This is a genomic window from Pedobacter montanisoli, assembly GCF_022809115.1.
In the GTDB taxonomy this organism is placed as follows: domain Bacteria; phylum Bacteroidota; class Bacteroidia; order Sphingobacteriales; family Sphingobacteriaceae; genus Pedobacter; species Pedobacter montanisoli.
Genome location: NZ_JALGBH010000002.1, coordinates 698,534 through 721,235 on the forward strand (window position 1 = coordinate 698,534; position 22,702 = coordinate 721,235).

Annotated in this window: 22 protein-coding genes; 9 read left to right on the plus strand and 13 right to left on the minus strand. The window is 35.6% G+C overall.

Going from position 1 to position 22,702, the window contains the following annotated elements; all coding sequences use genetic code 11:
- Positions 1–4: 4 nt before the first annotated feature.
- The 4 genes from MMF97_RS10785 to MMF97_RS10800 all read right to left on the minus strand — a co-directional run bounded on the left by MMF97_RS10785 (position 5) and on the right by MMF97_RS10800 (position 3,953).
- Positions 5–1,390, minus strand: a complete 1,386-nt coding sequence (locus MMF97_RS10785; protein ID WP_243362297.1) for a nucleoside permease — start codon at positions 1,388–1,390, stop codon at positions 5–7.
- Positions 1,391–1,498: 108 nt separating this feature from the next.
- Positions 1,499–2,116, minus strand: coding sequence for a bifunctional nuclease family protein (locus MMF97_RS10790; protein WP_243362298.1), 618 nt, complete (start codon positions 2,114–2,116; stop codon positions 1,499–1,501).
- Between the two features lie 61 nt (positions 2,117–2,177).
- Positions 2,178–3,146, minus strand: coding sequence for an electron transfer flavoprotein subunit alpha/FixB family protein (locus tag MMF97_RS10795; protein WP_243362300.1), 969 nt, complete (start codon positions 3,144–3,146; stop codon positions 2,178–2,180).
- Positions 3,147–3,215: 69 nt separating this feature from the next.
- Positions 3,216–3,953 (minus strand): electron transfer flavoprotein subunit beta/FixA family protein, encoded by a 738-nt coding sequence (locus MMF97_RS10800; protein ID WP_243362302.1) that lies wholly within the window; start codon positions 3,951–3,953, stop codon positions 3,216–3,218.
- Between the two features lie 107 nt (positions 3,954–4,060).
- Here MMF97_RS10800 and MMF97_RS10805 point away from each other — a divergent pair, with 107 nt between their 5' ends.
- The 3 genes from MMF97_RS10805 to MMF97_RS10815 are packed head-to-tail and all read left to right on the plus strand — an operon-like array spanning position 4,061 to position 6,368.
- On the plus strand, positions 4,061–4,396 hold the full coding sequence (locus MMF97_RS10805) for a tetratricopeptide repeat protein (protein ID WP_243362303.1): 336 nt from the start codon (positions 4,061–4,063) through the stop codon (positions 4,394–4,396).
- Positions 4,397–4,419: 23 nt separating this feature from the next.
- Entirely contained in the window at positions 4,420–5,619 is a 1,200-nt protein-coding gene (chrA, locus tag MMF97_RS10810) for a chromate efflux transporter (RefSeq protein WP_243362305.1), read from the plus strand.
- A 2-nt stretch (positions 5,620–5,621) separates the two neighbouring features.
- Positions 5,622–6,368, plus strand: a complete 747-nt coding sequence (locus MMF97_RS10815; protein ID WP_243362306.1) for an LOG family protein — start codon at positions 5,622–5,624, stop codon at positions 6,366–6,368.
- Between the two features lie 4 nt (positions 6,369–6,372).
- Here MMF97_RS10815 and dnaB read toward each other — a convergent pair whose 3' ends face one another.
- Entirely contained in the window at positions 6,373–7,923 is a 1,551-nt protein-coding gene (dnaB, locus tag MMF97_RS10820; RefSeq protein ID WP_243362307.1) for a replicative DNA helicase, read from the minus strand.
- 191 nt (positions 7,924–8,114) lie between these two features.
- On the opposite strand from dnaB, the gene rlmB reads away from it, so the two are divergent.
- Positions 8,115–8,882: a 23S rRNA (guanosine(2251)-2'-O)-methyltransferase RlmB gene (gene rlmB / locus MMF97_RS10825; protein WP_243362308.1), complete on the plus strand. Its 768-nt coding sequence runs from the start codon at positions 8,115–8,117 to the stop codon at positions 8,880–8,882.
- Here rlmB and MMF97_RS10830 read toward each other — a convergent pair whose 3' ends face one another.
- Positions 8,883–9,974, minus strand: coding sequence for a mannose-1-phosphate guanylyltransferase (locus MMF97_RS10830; RefSeq protein ID WP_243362309.1), 1,092 nt, complete (start codon positions 9,972–9,974; stop codon positions 8,883–8,885).
- Positions 9,975–9,996: 22 nt separating this feature from the next.
- Positions 9,997–10,962, minus strand: a complete 966-nt coding sequence (locus MMF97_RS10835; protein WP_243362310.1) for a KpsF/GutQ family sugar-phosphate isomerase — start codon at positions 10,960–10,962, stop codon at positions 9,997–9,999.
- Between the two features lie 87 nt (positions 10,963–11,049).
- On the opposite strand from MMF97_RS10835, the gene recQ reads away from it, so the two are divergent.
- The gene (recQ, locus tag MMF97_RS10840) at positions 11,050–13,239 is read left to right on the plus strand and encodes a DNA helicase RecQ (RefSeq protein WP_243362312.1); all 2,190 of its coding nucleotides are present in this window, start codon (positions 11,050–11,052) and stop codon (positions 13,237–13,239) included.
- Positions 13,240–13,268: 29 nt separating this feature from the next.
- Positions 13,269–14,078, plus strand: a complete 810-nt coding sequence (kdsA, locus tag MMF97_RS10845) for a 3-deoxy-8-phosphooctulonate synthase (protein ID WP_243362314.1) — start codon at positions 13,269–13,271, stop codon at positions 14,076–14,078.
- A 42-nt stretch (positions 14,079–14,120) separates the two neighbouring features.
- Here kdsA and MMF97_RS10850 read toward each other — a convergent pair whose 3' ends face one another.
- Both MMF97_RS10850 and MMF97_RS10855 read right to left on the minus strand, forming a co-directional pair.
- Entirely contained in the window at positions 14,121–16,007 is a 1,887-nt protein-coding gene (locus MMF97_RS10850) for an OmpA family protein (protein WP_243362316.1), read from the minus strand.
- A 36-nt stretch (positions 16,008–16,043) separates the two neighbouring features.
- Positions 16,044–16,667, minus strand: coding sequence for a 7-carboxy-7-deazaguanine synthase QueE (locus MMF97_RS10855; RefSeq protein ID WP_243362318.1), 624 nt, complete (start codon positions 16,665–16,667; stop codon positions 16,044–16,046).
- A 46-nt stretch (positions 16,668–16,713) separates the two neighbouring features.
- Here MMF97_RS10855 and MMF97_RS10860 point away from each other — a divergent pair, with 46 nt between their 5' ends.
- Positions 16,714–17,049 carry a Rieske (2Fe-2S) protein gene (locus MMF97_RS10860; protein ID WP_243362320.1) on the plus strand — a complete coding sequence of 112 codons (336 nt, stop codon included), beginning with the start codon at positions 16,714–16,716 and terminating at the stop codon, positions 17,047–17,049.
- On the opposite strand, the gene MMF97_RS10865 is transcribed toward MMF97_RS10860, so the two are convergent.
- The 4 genes from MMF97_RS10865 to lepA all read right to left on the minus strand — a co-directional run bounded on the left by MMF97_RS10865 (position 17,042) and on the right by lepA (position 20,626).
- On the minus strand, positions 17,042–17,461 hold the full coding sequence (locus tag MMF97_RS10865; protein ID WP_243362321.1) for a type II toxin-antitoxin system VapC family toxin: 420 nt from the start codon (positions 17,459–17,461) through the stop codon (positions 17,042–17,044). The genes MMF97_RS10860 and MMF97_RS10865 overlap by 8 nt on opposite strands.
- A 3-nt stretch (positions 17,462–17,464) precedes the next feature.
- Complete coding sequence (locus MMF97_RS10870) at positions 17,465–17,728, minus strand: DUF6364 family protein (RefSeq protein ID WP_243362322.1); 264 nt, start codon at positions 17,726–17,728, stop codon at positions 17,465–17,467.
- Positions 17,729–17,874: 146 nt separating this feature from the next.
- Positions 17,875–18,753, minus strand: coding sequence for a bifunctional 5,10-methylenetetrahydrofolate dehydrogenase/5,10-methenyltetrahydrofolate cyclohydrolase (locus MMF97_RS10875; RefSeq protein ID WP_243362323.1), 879 nt, complete (start codon positions 18,751–18,753; stop codon positions 17,875–17,877).
- Positions 18,754–18,838: 85 nt separating this feature from the next.
- Positions 18,839–20,626: a translation elongation factor 4 gene (gene lepA / locus MMF97_RS10880; RefSeq protein ID WP_243362324.1), complete on the minus strand. Its 1,788-nt coding sequence runs from the start codon at positions 20,624–20,626 to the stop codon at positions 18,839–18,841.
- 131 nt (positions 20,627–20,757) lie between these two features.
- On the opposite strand from lepA, the gene MMF97_RS10885 reads away from it, so the two are divergent.
- Together MMF97_RS10885 and MMF97_RS10890 are read left to right on the plus strand one after the other, a co-directional pair.
- On the plus strand, positions 20,758–21,435 hold the full coding sequence (locus MMF97_RS10885) for a response regulator transcription factor (protein WP_243362325.1): 678 nt from the start codon (positions 20,758–20,760) through the stop codon (positions 21,433–21,435).
- A complete protein-coding gene (locus MMF97_RS10890; protein ID WP_243362326.1) occupies positions 21,432–22,688 on the plus strand; it encodes a sensor histidine kinase in 1,257 nt (418 codons plus the stop codon). Before MMF97_RS10885 ends, MMF97_RS10890 begins: the two co-directional genes overlap by 4 nt.
- Positions 22,689–22,702 lie beyond the last annotated feature (14 nt).

Sequence of the window (22,702 nt, forward strand, 5' to 3'; positions counted from 1 at the left end):
AAAATTAATGTGATATTCTTTCAATAGCTTCTTCTTCGGCACGGGTATGTTTATGCTTAAACATCAATGCAAATAAAATAGTAATAGCCAAAGCATAAACTGTAAATGAAAGCCAGATGTGATGCCAATCTTTCATCATCAAAACTTTGCTAAAAGTACCGTCATTCATTAAAGTAACGCCTTGTCCTTTAATAAAATCAAGTAAATGTGAGTTTGAAGAAGAACTATCTACAAAAGTTGCCAGTTCATTTACATTATTAAATGATTTGGTGAAATATTTATCGATCATCCATCCCGAAACCAAACTTCCGAAAACAGCTCCAAAACCATTAGTCATCATCATAAAAAGACCTTGTGCCGAAGAACGGTTTTTCTGCGTAGTAGAAGTTTCTACGAATAATGAACCGGATATATTGAAAAAATCGAAAGCCATGCCATAAACGATACATGATAAAACGATCATCCATAGGTTTCCTGCCGGATCGCCATAAGCAAATAAACCAAAACGGAATACCCAGGCCATCATGGCAATGATCATTACCCTTTTGATACCAAAACGTTTTAAAAAGAACGGAATAGCAAGTATAAACAGAGTTTCAGATATTTGGGAAATAGACATGATGATGGTAGAATACTTAACCACAAATGAGTTGGCATACTTAGGAAAGTGCTTAAATTCATCTAAAAATACATCACCATAAGCATTGGTTAATTGTAAAGCTCCTCCTAAAAACATAGAAAATATGAAGAAAAGAGCCATCTTATAATTGGCAAACAATTTAAATGCACCTAAGCCTAAGGTTTCGCTTAATGAAGCTTTTTCCGAAATCAGTTTAGCTGGTCTGCATTTAGGTAAGGTTAACGCATAAACACCCAAAAATAAGGCACCTGCACCGGCAATGTAAAATTGAGCTGCCAAAGCTTTACTTCCGCTAAGGTTAGTTACCCACATGGCAACGATAAAACCTACGGTTCCCCACACACGTATAGGAGGGAAATCTTTAACCACATCTAAATTGTTAGATTTTAAGGTAGTATATGATATGGAATTAGCTAATGATATGGTTGGCATGTAAAAACACATGGCCAGTAGCATTATACCAAAAAAATCATCTGGATTTTGCACTTGTGGTATATAAAAAAGCACAGCAGCATATAAAATATGCATTAAAGCATATAAACGTTCGGCATTGATCCATTTATCGGCTATGATGCCCGTTAAAGTGGGCATAAATAAAGAAGCAAAACCCATTGTGGCAAATATTTTTCCAAACTGGGTACCGTCCCATTGTTTAGTTCCAAACCAATAGTTTGCAATTGTTAATAACCATGCACCCCAAACAAAGAATTGCATGAAATTCATTACGGTTAAGCGAAACTTAACATTCATATAGGTTAAATTTTGTTTAGTTTAAAAGTTAAGGATTTGAAGATAGGATTTATTTGAAAAAAAATAGCATTTCATATTGAGAAAAGCTGCTAAACAAAAAAATGCAGGTTATTTGCCTGCATTTCGCTTATTAATTTCATCTCTTATTTTGGCTGCTTTTTCATAAGCCTCTTCAGCTAAAGCTTCTTCTAATTTTTGTTTTAATTCTTCCAGGCTATAAGACTGGTAACCAAAATCAGAAGTAGGGTTAGTGATTGTTTGTGTATCAGAGTCTTTGTTAACGCCCTCTATATTTTCAAGGAAAAGAAAATCGTTACCTTCAATTAAAATTCCGGCCGAAGCCAAAATGAATTCATAAGTGTAGATTGCGGCATTAAACCTTACTGCTATAGCTATAGCATCAGATGTTCTCGCATCAATCTCTATAGTTTGCTGGTCGTTGGTGCAAATCAGTTTTGCATAGAAAACACCATCAACTAAATTGTAAATTAAAACCTCGTTAATTTTTATTTCAAAAGCATTGGCCAGCGATTTAAACAAATCATGAGTTAAGGGCCGGGTAGGGGTCATTTTCTCAATTTCAATGGCAATAGCCTGAGCTTCAAAGGCACCAATTACAATTGGTAATCTTCTGCGACCATTAACCTCACCTAAAACCAAAGCATAAGCTCCTGATTGTGTCTGGCTATATGATAGACCTACAATATCAAGTTTTACTTTTTTCATATCAAAAATTAAGTCTTTTGGGTTTAGTTGCCCAAAAGACTATATACATAACGTTGTAAAACTAGGCCTTGTATGCTTTTAATGCTTCAATAACTTTAGGCACTACTTCAAAGGCATCACCCACAATTCCGTAGTCGGCAACTTTAAAGAAAGGTGCCTCAGGGTCTTTATTAATTACAACAATAACTTTAGATGAGCTTACACCAGCTAAGTGTTGAATAGCTCCTGAAATACCAATAGCGATATACAGGTTAGGGCTAATAGCAATACCTGTCTGGCCAACGTGCTCAGAGTGTGGTCTCCAGTCTGCATCAGAAACCGGTTTTGAACAGGCTGTAGCCGCACCAAGCAAATCAGCTAGTTCTTCAACCATCCCCCAGTTTTCAGGACCTTTTAAGCCTCTACCGCCAGAAACAACAATTTCTGCATCAGGAAGTGAAACTTTATTGGTTGCTCTTACAATTTCTTTAACAATAGTGCTCAAATCGGTAGCTTTTACCTCTGGTGTAAATGCTTCTACAGAGATACTTACAGGATTTTCTTTAACACCAAAGGCATTTGGATTTAAAGCAATAACCTTATTAGCAGAAGTAAGTGTGGTAATAGCGAAAGCTTTACCTGAAAATGCAGTTTTCTTTACAGAAAAACCTCCTTCAGTTGTAGGAAGTTCAACCGCGCCGTCAATTAAACCTGCTTTTAGTTTTACAGCTATACGTGGTGCAAGACCTTTACCAGAAAAAGAATTAGATAAAACTACGATATCTGCATTTTCTTTTTTTGCTGCTTCGGCAATAACAGCCGCATAAGCCTGGTTAACAAACTGTTTAAGCTGGTCTGTATTTACACTCAATACTTTTGAAGTACCATATTTTCCCAGTTCATTTAACTCGCTATCGGCAACATTGCCAATAGAAACAGCTGTTAAATTTGTATTTTGATTATCTGCGATGGCTTTTGCGTAAGAAACAGCTTCATATACTGATTTCTTAAATTTTCCATCAACTTGTTCTACATATACTAATACTGACATTTTTTACCTCCAATCTCCAATAAAGGAGACATTTGTTTTAAAATTATGTTTTCCTTAATTGAGATTTAATTAGATAACTTTTGCTTCGGTATGCAATAAATTAATCAGTTCGCCCGCATTATCAGCAGGAATTAATTTTACAGAACCGCGAGGGGCAGGAGTTTCAAATTTCGAAACCTTGCTTAATTCATCAATTTGCTCTGCTTCAATAACCTGTAAAGGTTTGGTTCTTGCAGACATGATGCCTCTCATATTAGGAATTTTTGGTTCGGCTGTACCTTCTGCACAACTGGCCACAAATTTTCCTGTAACGGTTACCACTTCTTTTCCACCTTCAATTTCACGCTCAATAGTAGCTGTGTTACCATCCATATCCAATTTCTTTATGATTGAGATAGATGGAATATCTAAAAACTCTCCAATCATTGCAGCAACCTGAGAACCATTGTAATCAATAGATTCTCTACCACATAATATCATATCGTAATCATTTGCTTTGGCATATTGCGCAATCTGATAAGCTACAAAATAAGCGTCTCTTGGCACAGCGTTTACCCTTACAGCATCATCAGCACCAATAGCCAATGCTTTTCTAATGGTAGGTTCTGTAGAGCTCTCGCCTACATTAATTACCGTTACCGTGCCTTTACCGCCTTCACATAGTTCAATAGCTCTTGATAAAGCGATTTCATCATAAGGATTAACAATGTATTGTACGCCTGCAGTATTGAATTGGGTATTATCGGATGTAAAAGTTATTTTTGTGGTTGTATCCGGAACGTTACTAATACACACTAAAATTTTCATATGTTTACATTTGTTAAAGGTAATGGGTCAAGCTTCTTTTTAACATAAAGAAGCATTTCCCGTAAATTGTCTTTTTGCAAATTTAATTAAAAAAGCAGTGATTTAAAATGCAAAACAACCGATTAGAGAAGTTATTCGAATTTTTAACAGCAGATCCCAATGATAGTTTTATACTGTATGCAATTGCAACAGAGTATAATGCAATTAATGATGATGAGAATGCTCTAAAATATTATTTACAACTGACAGAAAAACATCCGGCATACGTAGGTACTTACTATCATTTAGGAAAACTGTACGAAAAGTTGAATTTCAAAGACAAGGCAATAGAAATTTACCAGAAAGGAATGCAGGCAGCCAGAGAAAAAAGAGATATGCATGCATTATCAGAATTACAGGGAGCCTACAATAGTGCGGCAGGTCTCGATTATGAAGATGACTAGTCTTTAATTTATTTTTACCTTAAATGGGAAATAAGCGCTTATTGTTTTTAAGAAATGTTCTGTTATTTACCTTTACTTCATTTGGTGGGGCTCAGGCTCATATTGCATTATTGTTAAGGTATTTTGTTACAAATGTGAAATTCATCAATGAAGAAGAACTTCTTGAATTAAACGCTTTATCGCAGGTTTTACCCGGACCAGCTTCTACACAAACTTTGGTGGGTATAGCTTATAAAGTAGGTGGTTTGGGTTTGGCTATCCTTACTTTTTTAATCTGGATATTTCCTTCAGCAGCTATCATGACTTTTGTAGGTATTAGCTATTCAATGTTAGATCAGAAACGAAAATTTATTGATATCCTTGAATATGTTCATCCTATAGCTTTGGGAATCGTGGCTTATGGGGCTTATCAATTAGGTAAAAAGGTACTTACAGACCAAGTTACGTTCTTTTTGGCATTTGGAGCTTTAGTGAGTACTTTGATTTTAAGAGAAGCCTATGTTTTTCCTTTAGCTATTTTAATAGGCGGAATGATTTCTTCGGCTATTGCCACACCTCAAGAAGAAACTCAGGTAAGAGTTAAATTATTTTCAAATATCAATCCTAAAAAGCTAGGGTATTTTGTGGGCGTTTTGCTCATTATGGCTATGTTGGGAGGAATCATTAATAGAACATCACCTTTCAGTTTACCCATTAGGCTGTTTGAGAATTTTTACCGTAACGGCATCTTTATTTTTGGTGGCGGACAGGTCTTGGTTCCCATGCTATATACCGAGTTTGTGCAAATGAAGCATTATGTTTCTCAAACAGATTTTCTTTCGGGCTTTGCCTTTCAACAGGTGTTACCAGGTCCTACTTTTTCTTTTACCAGTTATGTAGGGGCTTTAAGCATGAAACATGGTGGCTATGGTTTTAACGGGCAATTGGTAGGCGGTTTACTGGCTGTATTAGGTATAAATCTGCCTGGCTTGATCCTGGTGCTATTTATTGTGCCATTCTGGGATGACCTGAAAAAAATAGCCAGTATTAAGTATTCATTATCGGGTGTAAATGCAGTTACTGTAGGTTTTATTGCCGCAGCTTTTATCATGTTAGCTATTCCAATGAGAGCTAACATTCTTTTCATTGCGATAATGCTCTGTTCTTTCATGTTGTTAAATTTTACTAAAATTAATCCTACTGTTTTGGTATTGGTAGGCATAATTATGGGCTATTTGATTTAGTTATGAATAAATTTTTAAGAGAAGAAGCCAATTTTTTAAAGGGAGCACGAGCCCGTATAAAAGAGGTTAAGTATGTGTTTGGTGTATTGTACCAATTTTATAAGGGATTTAGAACATTGCATTTTGTTGGGCCTTGTGTAACCGTATTTGGATCTGCACGTTTTAAAGAAGGACATCCGTACTATGAAATGGCCAGAAAAGTATCTTCAGAAATAGCAAAGCAGGGTTTTGCGATTATGACAGGAGGAGGGCCCGGCGTAATGGAAGCGGCCAACAGAGGAGCTAAAGAGGCTAATGGCTTATCTTTAGGGTGCAATATTGTATTGCCGCATGAGCAACATGAAAATCCTTATTTAGATAAATCTGTAACGATAGATTATTTCTTTGTAAGAAAGGAGCTTTTGCGTAAATATTCTTACGCTTTTGTGGTATTGCCAGGTGGCTTTGGTACGCTTGATGAGTTTTTTGAAACCCTTACTCTGATACAGACAGGTAAAGTAGAAAAATTTCCTGTTATCATTATGGGAGTAGAGTTTCACAAGCACATTTATGAGCATGTTCAAAGAATGATTGAAGAAAAGACCATAAGTTTAGCAGATATGGATCTTTTGTTGTTTACCGATGATATTGAAGATGTAGTATCTCATATCAAGAAATATAAACACAGTGCTCCTGAAAAAATCAAAAAACCAAGAAAAGCCTGGTGGATATTTGGTGAGCAAAAACCTAAAAAAGCCCAGTCTTTATAATTGCTTAAAATGGAGGTGGTTCATCATCATGCATGTCATTCATACTTGATGGCCTGATGATGATATTGCCCTGAGGTCTGTCAAAATTGTCAGAAGGCATTAAGCTGCTGCTCTCAGAAAAACTGTTTTGTGGCATAAAACCATCGTCAAGATCAGCAAACTTAACATATTTACCAATGAAACGCAGTGGAACAATACCAGTTTCACCGTTACGGTGCTTGGCAATGATTACTTCACCTACGCCAGCCATAGACCTGCCTTGCTCATCTTCGGTAATACCATAATATTCTGGTCTGTATAAGAAAAGAACCATATCGGCATCCTGCTCAATAGATCCAGACTCACGCAAATCGGATAACATAGGTCTTTTACCGTTCTGTCCGGGCCTGCTTTCAACGGCACGGCTTAATTGCGAAAGAGCTAAAACAGGAACATCTAATTCTTTGGCAACAGATTTTAGTGCCCTTGAAATACTACCAATTTCCTGCTCACGGTTACCGCCACCTTCACCTTTACCATGCATTAACTGCAAATAATCGATAATGATCATTTGTATATCATACTGCGATTTTAATCTGCGGCATTTGGCCCTAAATTCAAAAATATTTAAAGCAGGTGTATCATCAATTAAAAGAGGAGCCTCGGTTAAGCGACCTATTTTACTATGTAATTGCTGCCATTCCCATTCTGCCAGATTTCCTTTCCTGATTTTTTCCTGTTCTATTTCGGCTTCGCCAGATATTAAACGATTAACCAACTGAACAGATGACATCTCTAAAGAGAAAACCACAACAGGTTTCTGAAAATCTACACAGGCATTACGGGCACAGCTTAAAACAAAGGCAGTTTTACCCATAGCAGGACGTGCAGCAATGATTACTAAATCAGATTTTTGCCAACCACCGGTAATTCTGTCTAAATCTGTAAAACCAGAAGGTACACCTGTTAAACCATCGGTTTTTGTACGTAACATCTCTAAAGTGGCTAAAGATTGTTTCATAATCTCATCCATCTTTTGCGTATCGCGACGAAGATTGTTTTGAGCTATATCAAACAGGTTTTTTTCCGCATGGTCCAACAGGTCAAAAATATCTGTGGTATCTTCGTAAGCGTTGTTGATGATTTCTGTAGAAATCCTAATCAGCTCACGCTGTATATATTTCTGAGAAATGATACGGGCATGATATTCTATATTGGCAGCTGAAGCAACACGGTTGGTAAGATTGGTAATATAATATGCTCCTCCAATCATTTCCAGCGTCCCGTTTTGCCTCATTTCTGAGGTAACAGTAAGAATATCAACTGGCTTAGATTTCTGAAAAAGATTTTGTATGGCTTCAAAAATCTTTTTATGAGCTTCCTGATAAAAAATTTCGGGTTTTAAGATATCGATAACTGAAGAAAGCGCATCTTTTTCAAGCATTAAGGCGCCTAGTACAGCTTCTTCCAGATCTACAGCCTGTGGAGGTAATTTACCTACCATATTTACTGTATTTGCAAGTCTGCTTTTTCTTGCAGATATATTTAGTTTGCCCTGTTCGTTATCGGTTGCCATAGTACAAATGTAGCTAAAAGTTGAGCGTTTTGTTTTAAGAAGTTTTGCGCAGGTTGTCAACAACTTGATTGTGAAATCAATTAATTTTTATAGCTAAATCTCAAGACTGCATGTTTGTAAACAATTTTGTGTGGATAAGCTAATAACTTCACAGATTTTAATCCTTACTTTTGCACACTAATAATTTTAAGATGGATAAGTTTAGAAAACCTCAGCGTAATAGAGAAAGTAACGAATTTGTTTTTGGTATAAGAGCTGTAATAGAAGCAATTAAAGCAGGTAAAGATATTGAAACCATATATGTGCAAAGAGGTTTGTCTGGGGATTTATTCTTAGAATTAAAAGCTTTATTATCAGGTGGTTTAATTCCTTTAAGTGTAGTTCCTGTAGAGAAACTAAATCGTATGACCCAGAAAAATCATCAGGGTGTTATTGCAGTTATGTCGCCTATTACATACCAGAACATAGAAGATATTATTCCTGCAATTTACGAGAGAGGTGAAACACCATTGATTTTGGTATTAGATAGCGTTACTGATGTTAGAAATATGGGAGCTATAGCACGTACGGCTGCTTGTGTAGGCATACATGCTATTGTAGTGCCGTTAAAAGGCGCGGCTCAGGTAAATGCTGATGCTATAAAAACTTCTGCAGGCGCTTTGTTTAATATGCCGGTATGCAGACATGCTAATCTGCATAAAACTTGCTTGTTCTTACAGGAAAGTGGTTTACAGTTGATTGCTTGCACAGAAAAAACAGATGATCTGATCTATAAGCCAGATTATACCTTGCCAACCGCAATTATTATGGGGTCTGAGGATGAAGGTATATCAAATGAGCTCTTAAGAGTAGCAGATCATCTTGCCAAGATACCTATGATAGGTACCATAGAATCATTAAATGTTTCTGTAGCAGCAGGAGTAATCCTTTATGAAGCAGTTAGACAAAGATCTTTGTAATTAATTAAATTTACCTCCAAACTTAGTTTTTACATCTGCGACAATGTTTTTTACATTCTGTTCTTCTGCTCTTGGACAAATAAGAAGAGTATTGTTAGATTCAACAACAATGTAGTCATGTAAACCCTGTAAGATTACCAGTTTGTCTTTAGGTACATTTACCATACAATTGGCAGAATTATACATCATAACGTGTTCTGAAGGCATTACAGCATTACCCACATAATCTTTCTCAGCCATTTCATATATAGAAGCCCAAGTGCCTAAATCAGACCAGCCAAAATCTGCAGGGAGAACATATACATTTTCTGCTTTTTCCATAATGGCAAAATCAATTGAAATGTTAGTACATAACTGGTAAGCCTGGGCAATAAATTCTCTCTCTTTTAACGTGTTATAATGCGGTTTGCCGTTTCTAAAGATATCAAACATATCCGGCAGATGTTTTTCAAATGCGTTGATAACGGCTTGTGCCGACCAGATAAAAATACCAGCATTCCATAAGAAATCGCCACTTTGAATAAAAGATTTGGCCAGCTCCAGATTAGGCTTTTCTGTAAAGATTTTTACTTTATGAATTTCTGTATCGTTTTCTAAAGTATCATCCACATATTGTATATAACCATAGCCAGTATCGGGTCTGTTCGGTTTTATACCTAAAGTAATTAATGTATTACTGCCAGAAGCCGCGTTCATGCTTTGTTCTATGGCTTTTAAAAAGGCCGGCTGGTTGGCTATGGTATGATCTGACGGAGCAACAACAATAACCGCTTCAGGATTAATTTCAGCTATCTTCATGGAACCGTAAGCAATACATGGAGCTGTATTTCGCATAATAGGTTCTGCAAGGATCTGATTATCTTTTAAAGCTGGCAATTGCTCTCTTACCAAATCAGTATAAATCTCATTAGTAATTACGAAAATGTTCTCAGCGGGACATATCTGCAAAAACCTGTCGTAGGTGCTTTGTATAAGCGTTTTACCTACACCAAAAAAATCTATGAATTGTTTAGGGAATTCAGTTCTGCTGACAGGCCAAAACCGGCTACCGATTCCACCTGCCATAATCAAAGCATAGTTATTTTTATTCATAGCTCAGCGCAAATATAGGCTTTTATATAATACCTTCCTGTAAAAGGTCGTGCATGTGCACTAAGCCAAAGTACTTGCCATTTTTCGTTACCAATAGTTGGGTAATATTGTTGTTTTTAATAATCTCTAGAGCTAATAAAGCCAGTTCGTCATGTTCAATCTTTTTAGGATTTCTGTTCATTAGGTCAGTGGCTTTTAAATTGCTCCAATCGGTATGTTTTTCTAACATCCTCCTGATATCACCATCGGTTATAATACCAGCAATATCATTATTTTCAATAACAACAACAGCACCCAGTCTGTTTTTACTTATTTCAATAATGATATCTTTAACAGATGCATCAGGATCGATACTTGGCTTCTCATTTTTAAGCGCTAAATCTCCTGCTTTAAGATACAAACGTTTGCCTAAAGCACCGCCTGGATGATATTTGGCAAAGTCATCAGCTTTAAAATTGCGTGCTTCCAATAAACAAACAGCAAGTGCATCGCCCATGGCTAACTGAGCAGTTGTACTTGTAGTGGGAGCCAGATTTAGAGGACAGGCTTCTTTACTTACGGTTGTATTTAAAATCCAGTCAGATTGTTTGGCCAGTGCAGAATCAATTTGACCTAACATTCCTACCAGTTTATTACCCCGTTGTTTTAACAGAGGAGCCAATAATTTGATTTCAGGTGTATTTCCGCTTTTGGAGATACAGAGAATAATGTCGTTATGTTGTATAATACCTAAATCACCGTGTACAGCATCAGCAGCATGCATAAAAATTGCTGGTGTGCCTGTAGAATTGAATGTGGCCACAATTTTTTGTGCAATAATTGCACTTTTGCCTATTCCGGTAACAATTACACGTCCTTCACAATTTAAAATTTCATTAACAACGGCAACAAAATCATCGTTTAAATAGTTTGTTAAGTTATAAATTGCCTCAGATTCTAACTTAAAAGTATTGGCCGCTAATTCTATGATAGATTTTTTACTTTCCAAAGAGAAATATTTAGTAAATTAATGCTTTAATTAATGCAAAATTATGTTATTTTGGATAATAAATAGCACACAATATTAAATACACAAATGGACGTTAAAAAGTCGTTATTTGATAATCTGCAAACTTTTTTTGGTTTCGATAACTTTAAAGGAGATCAGGAAGCGATTATTACGAATATTTTGGAAGGGAAAAATACTTTCGTAATAATGCCTACAGGGGGAGGTAAATCAATTTGTTATCAACTGCCTGCATTAATGAGTGAGGGAACAGCAATTGTTATTTCGCCCCTTATAGCGTTGATGAAAAATCAGGTAGATCAAATCAGGGCATTTGGAGGGAACGATAGCATTGCCCATTTTTTAAACTCATCTTTAACCAAGACAGAAATCAATCAGGTAAAATCTGATTTAATGTCTGGACAAACAAAATTATTATATGTTGCGCCAGAATCACTGGCTAAGGCAGAGAATGTAGAATTTCTGCGTTTACTTAAGATTTCTTTCGTTGCGGTTGACGAAGCCCACTGTATCTCTGAATGGGGGCATGATTTTAGACCTGAATATAGAAAAATTAGACAGGTAATAGCAGGTTTAGGTAATGACATCCCAATTATTGCACTTACAGCTACTGCAACACCCAAAGTTCAGCAAGATATTATCAAGAATTTAGGCATGACAGACGCTACGCTGTTCAAATCTTCATTTAACAGACCTAATCTGTATTATGAGATCAGGCCTAAGCGTAACATCATCAAAGAAATTATTCGATATGTAAAGTATAATCCGGGTAAATCAGGTATTATTTACTGTTTAAGCAGAAAAAAGGTAGAAGAGGTTGCTGAAACATTGAATATTAACGGTGTTAAAGCCTTGCCTTATCATGCAGGTTTAGAACCTAAGGTAAGAGCTGAAACTCAGGATAAATTTTTAATGGAAGATGTTGAAGTAATTGTTGCTACAATTGCTTTTGGAATGGGAATAGACAAGCCTGATGTACGTTTTGTAATTCACCATGACGTACCTAAGAGTATGGAAGGTTACTATCAGGAAACGGGTAGAGCTGGTCGTGATGGAGGTGAAGGAGTTTGTATTGCTTTTTACTCTGAAAAAGATGTAGAGAAATTAGCTAAATTCATGAAAGATAAACCTGTTTCTGAACGTGAAATAGGTACCCAGATACTTAAAGAAGTAATTGATTATGCTGAATCTTCTGTATGTAGAAGAAAGCAGATTTTACATTATTTCGGGGAGAATTTTAATGAAACTGGTTGCAATAGCATGTGTGATAATTGCAAAAAAAGCAAACAGTATTTCGAAGCGGAGGAAAAACTCCTAACCTTACTGAAAGTTATAGAGAAAACGGGAGAGAAGTTTGATGATGCACACTTGTTAAATATCTTTTTAGGTTTAGAAACGGCTCAAACTTTGGCATATGAGCATAGTAAACTTGCTGAGTTTGGTTATGGAAAAGCTGATGGTGAAAATCTTTGGAAATCATTAATCAGACAAGCTGTGCTGAATAATTTTTTAGCTAAGGATATTGATAACTATGGCTTACTAAAGTTAACCAAAATAGGTAAGGATTTTATAGAAAATCCTTATAGCTTAAAATTTGTACTTAACGAGATTATAGACGCTACTACAGAAGAAGAAGATGAAGAGGTAAAACAAGGAGGAGGTGCTTTAGATAGCCAATTGTTACAACTGCTGAAAGATCTGCGTAAGAAAATAGCTAAGCAGAAAGGTGTACCACCATTCGTAGTTTTTCAGGATCCTTCTTTAGAAGAAATGTGTACACATTATCCTGTCACCACAGAAGAACTGAAACAGATTTCAGGTGTGGGCAATGGTAAAGCCATCAAATTTGGTTCTCCTTTTATAGAGTTGATTAAGAAATATGTTGAGGATAACGATATTGAACGCCCAGTGGATATGGTAATTAAAACCCAGGCAAATAAATCGGCGCTTAAAGTTTCTATCATTCAGAATATAGACAGACAAATTGGTCTGGAAGATATAGCTCGCTCAAAAGGTATAACCTACACGGATATTTTAAAGGAAGTTGAAGCCATTGTAAATTCTGGAACTAAATTAAACTTAACGTATTATGTTGATGAAGTAATAGATGAAGATCGTCAGGATGAAGTTTTTGATTATTTCCAATCGGCAGAAACAGATTCTATAGATGCGGCTCTGAAAGATTTGGGAGAGGCCGATTATACCAGAGAAGAAATCCAACTGATGAGAATTAAGTTTATGTCTGAATTAGGGAATTAATGCCCAAAATTTTAATATACAAGGATAACATGTTGAATTTAGATAAATTGAAACATCAGGACAGCAATAATTTTTTCCTGATGGCAGGTCCATGCGCAATTGAAGGCGAAGAAATTGCCCTACGCATTGCAGAAAAGATCGTTACGATAACTGATAAATTAAATATCCCTTATATTTTTAAGGGTTCTTATAGAAAAGCGAATAGGAGCAAAGGAAGTTCTTTTACAGGTATAGGCGATGAAAAGGCTTTAAAAATATTGGAAAAAGTAGGAAAAACTTTTGATATTCCTACTGTAACTGATATACATGAAAGCGGAGAAGCGGCTATGGCTGCAGCTTATGTGGATGTACTACAAATTCCCGCATTTTTATGTCGCCAAACAGATTTGCTGATTGCAGCTGCTAATACTGGTAAGGTGGTTAATGTTAAAAAAGGTCAGTTTTTATCAGCGGGTTCAATGAAATTTGCTGTTGAAAAGATTATAGAGGCTGGTAATGCTAATGTTATTCTAACAGACCGAGGCAATACTTTTGGCTATCAGGATTTAATTGTAGATTATAGAGGATTACCTGAAATGCAAAGTTTTGGTGTTCCCGTAGTGATGGATTGTACGCATTCATTACAGCAGCCTAATCAGAGCAGTGGAGTTACAGGTGGTAAACCAGAATTGATCACCACTATTGCAAAAGCAGCAATTGCTGTAGGTGCAGATGGTTTATTTATAGAAACACATCCTGATCCGGCCAATGCTAAATCTGATGGAGCAAATATGCTAAACTTAGCTTTACTGGAAGACCTGCTGGTTAAGCTAATCAGAATAAGAGAAGCAATTATTTAAAAGAATAATATAAAAAGCCTCAGCATATGCTAAGGCTTTTGTTTATATCTTAATTACTTTAAATTCAGTTCTACGGTTCTCGCTTCGTCCCTCTTCAGTATCATTATTGAATTTAGGTACATTCTCTCCATAACCTTTATAAGTGAGTTGTTTGCTGTTAATCCCATTGTTAATCAAATAATCATATACAGATTTAGCTCTGTTTTCTGATAATTTTTGATTTGTTTTAAGATCACCTACATTATCGGTATGTCCTTGAATTTCAATTATAAGCGTAGGGTTAGATTTTAAGACTTCGGCCAAAAGATTAAGCTCTATCAATGAAGGCGGCAGTAACTCATATTTGTTGGTATCAAAAAAGATATTGTTAAGTGTTACATCAGCACCAACTGTAATTTTATCTAACAGAATTTCAAAATTTACAGGCTTGTTCGCATCATCATTTTTGATATTAAAGTGATGTGAATACATGAGGTAACCATCAGCTAAGATATTAAAAGCATATTCCTGATTTATAGGCATAACAGCCATGAAGTCACCAGTTTCAGCGTTTGTATATTCGTTATAGGTAGCACTGTTTGTTTTTAGATTTACAATAAGAACGGACGCTTCAAGCGTTTTCAGCGTTTGTTTATCCTTAACCACACCTTTAACATAGGTAACAGGTAATGGCTTTATATTTTGAGGAAGTTCGAGTTTGTAAATATCTACGTTACCAAATCCTCCACCCAAATCTGCTGAAAAATAACCTTCTTTTCCATCAGCAGCTACAATAAACCCTGTTTCATCGTTGAAAGTGTTAATAGGATAACCTAAGTTTATGGGTTTACTAAAACTGCCATCATCCTGTAGTCGGCTATAATAAATGTCTTTTTGTCCAAATCCTGGCCAACCATCTGATGAAAAATAAAGCGTTTTGCCATCAACATGCATAAATGGAGTAACTTCATCATAAGGTGTATTGATGTTTGGACCCAAATTAACGGGTTCTGTCCAGTTTCCATCGTCTTGTAAAGTACTTTTCCAGATGTCATATCCCCCAAAACCTCCAGTTCTATTACTCACAAAATATAAGGTATTTCCATCCGGACTGATTGCTGGCTGTGATTCCCAATGTTCAGAATTGACGGGTTTTCCCAAATTTAAAGGCTTGCTCCAACCATTGCCTGTTTTTTTTGAAATGTAAATATCACATCTGCCAAGGCCATCGGGTCTGTTACAACCTGTAAAGAATAAATATTTGCCATCTGGAGATAGAGATTGTGCACCTTCATTAAAATTGGGAGTATTAATATTGTCGCTTAGTGGCTGAGCCTGCTGCCATTCATTATTTTTCTTTTCAGATACATAAAAATCTTCATTACCTCTGATATTACGTGTAAAAATTAAGGTTTGTCCATCAGCGGTTAAAGCTGGGAAATAATCGCGGTATTCGCTATTGATATAAAACCCCATGTTAACGGGTTTATAAGGAACTGGTTTCTTGACGGCTTCAATAGCAAAATCACAGTCTGTCTGATATTTTTTTGCTTTTTCTGTAAATTCTGTTGCTTTATTTTCTTTCTCTAAAAAAACAGAGAGTGTTTTTTTAGAAGCAACGTAATCTCCTGTTTGTAGTTCTAGCTCACCCAATGTAAAATACAAAACAGGGTCGCTCACAGGCGCAACATTTACAGCCTGTCTAAAACTCTCTTTGGCCTTCTCATTATCTTTTAGACGTTTGTAAAGCACTCCCAGTTGTATGTAAGCAAGCTGAAATTTAGGATCGGCTTTAACTGCAGCATCAAGATTTTTAAGGGCTTCATCAAAAATATTTTGCCTCACAAATTGCTGAGCATCATCAAAGCTGTTTTGCGCTTTCCTTATTGGCGATTGAGCACTTGCATGTAAAGTTAACAGACTTAAAAATATAAGGAGATAATTACGCATAGGATTAACAAATAAGCTATGCTAATGTATATATTTTTAAGGGATATTCAGAAATTTATGTGTTTGTAAGGAAATTTCCCATTTAGGATTGTTCTTTACATACTCTACAATTAAAGGTGTAATTTCTTTTGCTTTTGACCATTCAGGTTGTAAATACAACTTACAGTTTTCAGATACTGTTTCGGCATATTTTTCAGCCCATTCAAAATCACTTTTATTGAAAACGATTACTTTTAATTCATTGGCGAAAGGAGTTATATCAGGACGAGGGGCTTTGAATTTTTTTGGCGACAAGCAAATCCAATCCCACTTACCGCTTAAGGGATAAGCCCCAGAAGTCTCAATGAAGGTAAGAATTCCTCTGTCTTGCAACTGAGAAGTTAAATAATCCAAATTGTAGATCAAAGGTTCGCCGCCTGTTACAACAACTGCTTTACCAGGATATTGCATAGCATTGTTCACAATAGTATCTGTAGGTGTAAGCGGATGTAGTTCGGCATCCCAGCTTTCTTTTACATCACACCAATGACAGCCTACGTCACAACCTCCCAAGCGAATAAAGTATGCAGCTTTTCCTGTATTAAATCCTTCGCCCTGTATGGTATAAAATTCTTCCATTAAAGGAAGTAAAGTGCCGTCTTCTGGAATTTGATGTGCCATTTTGTAAATTAGAGGGCAAATATACGCAATCGTTAATTTTCTCAGTATGAATTGGGTAAAGGTTTTGTCAAAACAGGAGCTTGAAGGTGCAGATTTTATCAGGATGGTTAAAGCAGATGGAAAAAAGATATGCCTGATAAAGCATAAAGATAAATTTTATGCTACGCAGAATACCTGTCCGCATGCCGGTGGCATTTTAAGTGGCGGATGGTGTAAAAATGGACATTTAATCTGTCCTTTGCACAGGTATGAATACAATCTAGAAACAGGTAGAGGAGCAGAGGGGCAAGGAGATTATATCGACATATATCCTTTAGAAGAAAGGCAAGATGGTTTGTATATCGGATTAAAAGAAAGCATCTGGAAAAGATGGTTTAGCTAATCATGCACCTGTCAAAAAAATCTTTACAAGAGAGGACAGCAATTTCTGAAAAATAAAAATCATCCGTGTCTTCTGTAATGATATAATCGCAGTTAACCGATAAAGCAGCATAATATTCTAAGCCGTCTTCAAAATCGTTGATTCTTTTATTGATTAATGTAGAAAATACATCATCGCTATTATGATGTGTTATTCTGATATGTCTGCACAACACATCGATTTTTTGTTTGGCATTAATCTTATTTTTCTTTTGAGCGAAATAAAAAGCGATAGCTAGGCAGAGAGGAGAAGTATAAACCTCAAATTTAGTATGATTGGCTAGGCTTAATATTCTTGACGAATAAGTAAAGAGTGGATATTCTTTATTGAGTACAGAAACCAAGATATTGGCATCTAAAAAGATACGTGTCATTATTTAGACTTTTTTTGCAGAGAAAAACTCGTCTTTTAAATCTTTTCTTGATGATTTTGTATTGCGTTTGTATTCTACTTCGCCCTCGGCAACCATATTTACCCAATCACTAATTGGAAAATCTTCTAAAGATTTATACTGATTGGAAGTAATCTGTATAAGCAAATGCTCAATTAAGCGTGATAAGCTAATGTTATGTTCATCAGCATATTTTTTAGCCTTTTCTATTACATTTTTATCAAAGCTTAAAGTTAGTTTGGTATCCATGTGTACCTCTTTTTTTAATTACATCACAAATTTAATATTTTTTACGTGTTAAATTAAATTTTTATACGTATTATTTTAATTAAATAAAAAAGCCAATAAAACCATACTTTTAAGTATGGTTTTATTGGCCTCGTTTTCTTTTTATATTAGTAAATTGTTTTTTTAGCTGATGCCAAAGTGTTTTTCAATAAACCTACAATGGTCATTAGGCCTACGCCGCCCGGAACAGGGGTGATGTATGATGTTAGGGGAGCTACCTTATCAAAATCTACGTCGCCATAAAGTTTAAAACCTGATTTGGTTTCAGTAGAAAATTCGCGGTTGATGCCCACATCTATAACAATAGCGCCTGCTTTTACCATATCGGCAGTAATAAAATTCTTTTTACCTATAGCAGCTATAATAATATCGGCTTGTAATACCTGTTCTTTTAAATCTTTTGTTTTAGAATGTGTTAAAGTTACTGTACAATTACCTGGATTGGCATTGCGTGCCATCAAAATACTCATTGGGCTACCTACAATATTACTGCGGCCAACCACAACACAATGCATGCCACTTGTATTTATTCCATATTCCTGTAGCATTAACAGAATACCATAAGGGGTAGCAGGGATAAAACAGGGCAGATTACGCATCATTCTGCCTAAGTTAATTGGGTGGAAACCATCTACATCTTTTTTATGATCAATAGCTTCGGTAACTTTTTCAGGATCTATATGTTTAGGCAATGGCAATTGTACAATTAGTCCATCAACATCAGCATTCTTATTAATTTCAGCTATTTTGTCTAAAAGTTCAGCCTCAGTAACGGTAGTATCGTACCTATATAATGAAGATTTAAACCCTACTTTTTCACAATTCTTCATTTTACTGGCAACATAGGTTTCACTACCGCCATCGTTACCCACTAAAATAGCTACCAAATGAGGCTTTCTTCCAGTATCGTTTAAGAAGTTTGCAGCCTCATCGGCTATTTGAAGCTTTATTTTTTCAGATACGAATTTTCCGTCTAATAACTGCATATTTTGAGATGTGAGATGTGAGATGTTAGATATGATTTAGACTATCTAAGCCTCAAATCTCATATCTAAATTCTCATATCTAGGTTTAATCTAATTTCAATACTGCCATAAATGCCGATTGAGGTATTTCTACGTTACCTACCTGCCGCATACGTTTTTTACCTTTTTTCTGTTTTTCCAATAACTTACGCTTACGTGAAATATCACCACCATAACATTTGGCTGTTACATCTTTACGTAAAGCACTGATGGTTTCACGAGCAATAACCTTAGCGCCAATAGATGCCTGGATCTTGATTTCAAACTGCTGGCGAGGTAAAAGCTCTTTTAGTTTTTCACAAATCTTTTTACCAAAATCATACGCATTACTACGGTGGATTAATGATGATAAAGCATCTACAGGCTCATCATTTAAACGGATGTCTAAACGAACGAGGTCTGATTTACGGTAACCAATAGGATGGTAATCAAAAGAAGCATATCCTTTTGATATGGTTTTTAATTTATCATAAAAATCAAAAACGATCTCGCCCATCGGCATTTCAAAGACCAGTTCAACTCTGTCTGCCGTTAAGTATGACTGATTTACAATAATACCACGCTTTTGAATACATAAACTTAATACCGGGCCTACAAACTCTGCTTTGGTAATAATATTAGCTTTGATAAAAGGCTCTTCTACGTAATCTATCTTGCTTGGATCAGGTAGATCTGAAGGGTTATTTACAATAACAAGTTCGCCTTTTGAAGTGTATGCATTGTACGATACGTTTGGTACGGTAGTAATTACCGTCATGTTAAATTCACGTTCCAAACGTTCCTGAATAATTTCCATATGAAGCATACCCAAGAAGCCACAACGGAAACCGAAACCTAAAGCTGCTGAGCTTTCAGGTTCGAAAACAATGGAAGCATCATTAAGCTGCAACTTGTGCATACTTTCTCTCAGTTCTTCATAATCTTCTGTATCTACAGGATAAATACCAGCAAAAACCATCGGTTTTACCTCTTCAAAACCTTGTATGCCTTCATTTGATCCATTTTCTACAGTAGTAATGGTATCACCAACTTTTACTTCACGGGCTTCTTTTATACCTGAAATAATATAGCCCACATCACCGGTTTTAATGATGTCTCTTGGTGCCATATCTAACTTTAAGACACCAACCTCATCAGCGATGTATTGCTTGCCTGTGTTGATGAATTTTACTTTATCTCCTTTTTTAATTTTACCGTTAACTACCTTATAATAAGCAATGATACCTCTAAATGAGTTGAAAACACTATCAAAAATCAAAGCTTGTAATTCACCATCAGGATTACCTTTTGGAGCAGGAACCCGCTCTACAATGGCCTGCAGAATGTCAGGAATACCCATTCCGGTTTTACCCGAAGCAGGTATAATATCTTCACGCTTGCATCCAATTAGATCTATAATTTGGTCTTTCACTTCTTCGGGCATTGCACCCGGAAGATCCATTTTATTTAGAATAGGAATAATCTCTAAATCATGTTCTAAGGCCAAGTATAAATTGGAAATAGTTTGGGCTTGTATACCTTGCGATGCATCAACAATTAATAATGCACCCTCGCATGCTGCAATAGAACGTGAAACTTCGTAAGAAAAATCTACGTGACCGGGGGTATCTATTAAATTAAAAATGTACTCTTCACCGTTAAGTTTATAGTTCATTTGTATAGCATGGCTTTTTATAGTTATACCACGCTCACGCTCAAGGTCCATATTATCTAATAACTGAGCTTGTGCTTCCCGCTGACTTATGGTGTTTGTAAATTCTAATAAACGGTCGGCCAAGGTACTTTTACCATGGTCTATATGTGCTATAATGCAGAAATTACGTATATTTTTCATCTTTGTGCAAAGATAATTTTTTTAGCTTAATAATTATGCTTCAATCTATCTTGCGAAGCAAAAAATCCTTAAAGAGATTTGAAAAGGAAACTGTAAATTGGTATTGTTATTAAGAACATAGTTTTATAAAAATGAAAGTTTTAATCGTTGAAGACGAAAAAGCATTGTTGGATAGTATTTTAACTTATCTTACCGAAGATGGTACTTTATGTGAAACTGCTGCCGATTTTTTATCGGCATCTGAAAAAATAGCTTTATACGATTACGACTGTATCATACTTGATTTAGGTTTACCAGACGGAGATGGATTAAGTCTTTTAAAAGAAATTAAACAACACAGTAAGTCTGACGGAGTATTGATTATTTCTGCAAAGAATTCTTTAGATGACAGGTTGCTTGGACTGGAAATAGGTGCAGATGATTATTTGGTTAAACCTTTCCATCTTTCTGAATTGAAAGCCAGGGTGGTAGCCATTGTGAGGCGTAAGAATTTCAATGGTAGCAAAATTATTCACTTTAATGAGATTAAGATTGACCTTTCTTCTTTTAATGTTCTGGTAAATGAAGCGCAGGTGGTTTTAACTAAAAAAGAGTTTGACTTGTTGGTTTATTTTCTGGCCAATAAAACTAAGGTTGTTTCTAAAAATGCCATAGCAGAACATTTATGGGGCGATGAAATGGATATTGCAGATGATTTTGATTTCATCTATACACATATTAAGAATCTACGCAAAAAACTTTTGGAAGCAGGTTCAAAAGACTATTTGAAATCGGTTTATGGTATAGGTTATAAATTTGGTGTTATATGAAGCTGGCTAATCAATACAATAAGGTTAATTTATTGGTTTCCATACTTATATTGCTATTAACAGGTATTGTATATTATCTCCTTATACATTTTATCTTGACTAAAAAGCTGGATAGAGACTTGATGACAGAAGAAGATGAAATACGACAATATGTTGCTAATTATCATGACTTACCTTTACTGACCAGTTTTATAGACCAAGAGGTTCTATATAAAGTTACAACTCTACCATCTTCAACAGAAAGAGTATTTAGAAACACAGTATTTTATGACAAACGGGAAAAAGAGACTGAACCTGGAAGAAGTCTGGTTACAATTATACAGGTAAATGATACTTTTTATGAAGTTACAATCATAAAATCGAGAGTAGAATCAGAAGATTTAGTAAGACTGATCCTTTTGGTTACGGTCTGTATTACAGGTTTATTATTATTGGCTTTATGGCTTATTCATCGTTTTTTATTGAATAGACTGTGGCAACCGTTCTATGGCGTATTAAACCAGATGAAGGCTTTTAATATCAAGCAAAATGCTGAAATTACTCATACAGAAACCAAGATAGAAGAGTTCAATGAGTTAAATCGCTCAGCCATAATGATGGCCAATCAGGTAAATCAGGATTATAAGGAGCTTAAAAACTTCACAGACAATGCATCACATGAAATGATGACTCCATTGGCCATCGTTAACTCAAAATTAGACAGTTTATTGCAAACAGAGAAACTGACAGAACAACATATACTTATTATAACTGATATTTACGATGCCATAGCACGTTTGACCAAATTGAACCAGTCGCTATTACTACTAACCAAAATAGAAAATAACCTCTTGCCAGATGAACAGGAGATAGATATTGAAAAACTGTTTATTGAAAAATCACAACAGTTTAGTGAACTGATATTAAAAGCAGAACTTAGTTTTCATATGCAGCAGGTTTCTTGTAAAGTTACAATGAGTAAATATCTGGCAGATATTTTATTGAATAACCTGTTGATTAATGCTATTAAATACACTCCTGCAGGAGGAGATATTTCTGTAGTATTGCAGGATCATGGTTTTTCATTAATGAACACTGCAGTTGAAGGTGCATTAGACACCAAATATTTCAAACGATTTGAGAAATCTGTCCATTCAACCGGAACAGGCTTAGGGCTAGCCATTGTTTTTCAAATCTGTAGCCTCTATCATTTTGATTTTAGCTATAGTTTTGAAGAAAAACAGCATCAATTCAATATCTTGTTTAAAAAATAGATAGCTACAGAATT